Below are 2,505 nucleotides of genomic sequence, written 5' to 3' on the forward strand. Positions count from 1 at the left end.
GACCCGGCGCGGCTCACCGTGCGCGCCGCGCGGCTGCACGACCCGCTGGTCGGCCCGCTGCTCGACGGCCTGGCGAACGAGTACAGCACCCGGTACACCGGTCTGCTCTCGCCGGCCGAGCTCCGCGACGAGCTGGAGCACTACGGCGTCGAGGAGTTCGCCCCGCCGCACGGCGCCCTGGTGCTCGTGCTCGAGGACGGCGAGCCGGTCGCCGGGGGTGCGTTCCGCCGTCGGTGGGAGCCGGAGCACGGCGACCCGGCCCGGCTCGCCGACCCGGCCGCCCGGGACGCCGAGGGCGCGCCCGCGGTCCCGACGGCCGAGCTCAAGCGCATCTGGACCCACGAGGCGCACCGCCGCCGTGGCCTGGCCCGCGTGCTGCTCGCCGAGCTGGAGGCGCGCGCCGCCGCGGCCGGCTACCCGCGGATCTACCTGACGACCGGCCCGAAGCAGCCGGAGGCCGTCGGGCTGTACCTCGCGGCCGGCTACACCCCGCTGTTCGAGCCCGCGGCGTACCCCGGCGACCTCGTGCCGCACGCGTTCGAGAAGTGGCTCGCCCGGTGACCGCCGCGACCACGGCCCCCGCGGCCCCCGTGCCCGGCGCACCCGGCGCGCCCCGCGACGTCGACCGCCCCGAGGTCCTCGCCGACCTGCCCGTGCTGCCCGCCCGGCACCCCGGCCGCTGGGTCGCGACCGCCGGCGTCGCCCTGCTGCTCGCCATGGTGCTCAGCTCGCTGCTCACGAACCCGCAGTGGGAGTGGGACGTCGTCGCGCAGTACCTCACCTGGCCGTCCGTGCTGGAGGGCGTGTGGGCGACCGTGCGGCTCACCGCCGTGGCCGCCGTGATCGGCTTCGGGCTCGGCACGGTGCTCGCGCTGATGCGGCTGTCCCGGTCGCCGCTGCTGCAGTCGGTGTCCTGGGCCTACTCCTGGGTGTTCCGGTCGGTGCCGCTGATCCTGCAGCTGCTGCTCTGGTACAACCTCGCGTACCTCTACCCGCAGCTCTCGCTCGGCATCCCGTTCGGGCCGGAGTGGCTGCAGTTCGACACCCTCGACGTGGTCGACAAGTTCGGCGCCGCGGTGCTCGGGCTCGGGCTGTCGCAGGCCGCGTACTCCGCCGAGATCGTCCGCGCCGGCATCCTCGGCGTCGACCAGGGTCAGCACGAGGCCGCGGCCGCGCTCGGCATCCCGCGCGGCCGGCAGCAGTGGCGGATCGTGCTGCCGCAGGCCATGCGCACGATCGTCCCGACATCGGTGAACGAGATCATCGGCCTGCTCAAGGGCACGTCGGTCGTCTACGTGCTGGCGTACGGCGAGCTGTTCTACACGGTCGGGGTCATCTACGGCCGCAACCAGCGGGTGGTCCCGCTGCTGCTCGTCGCCGCGATCTGGTACCTGCTCACCACCACGGTGCTGACCGTCGCCCAGTACTACCTGGAGCGGTACTACGCCCGCGGCGCCCTGCGCACCCTGCCGCCGACGCCGCTGCAGCGGCTGCGCTGGACGGTCGCCGTCGCCGGGGCCCGCGTCACCGGGCGCCCGCTGCCCGCGGACCTGCCGCCGACGTTCCTGGCCGGCGCCCGCCGCGGCCACCTCACCCGCACCGCCGCCCGCACCGCACCCAGCACCGCCGCCCGCACCACCGAGCGCACCGGAGGCAACCGATGACCAGCGTGCTGCACGCCCCCGCCGCGGCCCCGGCCGCCGCGACCACGCCCGCCGCACCCGCGACGCCCGCCGGGGGCCACCTCCGGGTGCAGGGGCTGTCCAAGTCGTACGGCACCCTCGAGGTGCTCCGCGGCGTCGACCTCGAGGTCCGCCCGGGCGAGGTCACCGTGATCCTCGGCCCGTCCGGCTCCGGCAAGTCGACCCTGCTCCGGCTGGTCAACCACCTGGAGCGCCCGGACCACGGGTTCGTCGCCCTGGACGGCGAGGTCATCGGCTACGCCCGGCGCCGCGCCGGCTGGGGACCGCGTCGCCGCGAGGTGCTGCGCGAGCTCACCGAGCGCGACGTGCTGCGGCAGCGCACCCGGATCGGGTTCGTGTTCCAGAACTTCCACCTGTTCCCGCACCTGACCGCCCTGGAGAACGTCGTCGAGGCACCCGTCTCGGCCCAGGGCCGGCCGCGGGCGGAGGTCGAGGTCGAGGCCCGCGCCCTGCTGGCCCGGGTCGGGCTGGCCGACAAGGCGGACGCCCGGCCGCGGCAGCTGTCCGGCGGCCAGCAGCAGCGCGTCGCCATCGCCCGCGCGCTGGCCGTCAAGCCGGCGCTGTTGCTGTTCGACGAGCCGACCTCGGCGCTCGACCCCGAGCTCGTGGGGGAGGTGCTCGGCGTGATCCGCGACCTCGCCCACGACGGCACCACCCTCGTGATCGTCACCCACGAGGTCGCGTTCGCCCGCGACGTCGCCGACACCGTCGTGTTCATGGACGACGGCGTCGTGGTCGAGCAGGGCCCCGCGGCCCAGGTGCTCGGCAGCCCTGCGCACCCGCGCACCCGCGCGTTCCTCGA

3 protein-coding genes are annotated in these 2,505 nt (G+C 75.7%); all 3 read left to right on the forward strand.

Going from position 1 to position 2,505, the window contains the following annotated elements; all coding sequences use genetic code 11:
• Positions 1-561 (forward strand): GNAT family N-acetyltransferase (locus tag G6556_RS18290; protein ID WP_166944503.1); only part of this gene is annotated, 561 nt, incomplete at its 5' end.
• Positions 558-1,664: an amino acid ABC transporter permease gene (locus G6556_RS18295; RefSeq protein WP_166944505.1), complete on the forward strand. Its 1,107-nt coding sequence runs from the start codon at positions 558-560 to the stop codon at positions 1,662-1,664. The genes G6556_RS18290 and G6556_RS18295, both read left to right, overlap by 4 nt.
• Positions 1,661-2,505: amino acid ABC transporter ATP-binding protein (locus G6556_RS18300; protein WP_166944507.1), on the forward strand; the 845-nt coding region annotated here is incomplete at its 3' end. The genes G6556_RS18295 and G6556_RS18300, both read left to right, overlap by 4 nt.

This window comes from Cellulomonas sp. IC4_254 (assembly GCF_011603975.1).
Lineage (GTDB): Bacteria > Actinomycetota > Actinomycetes > Actinomycetales > Cellulomonadaceae > Cellulomonas.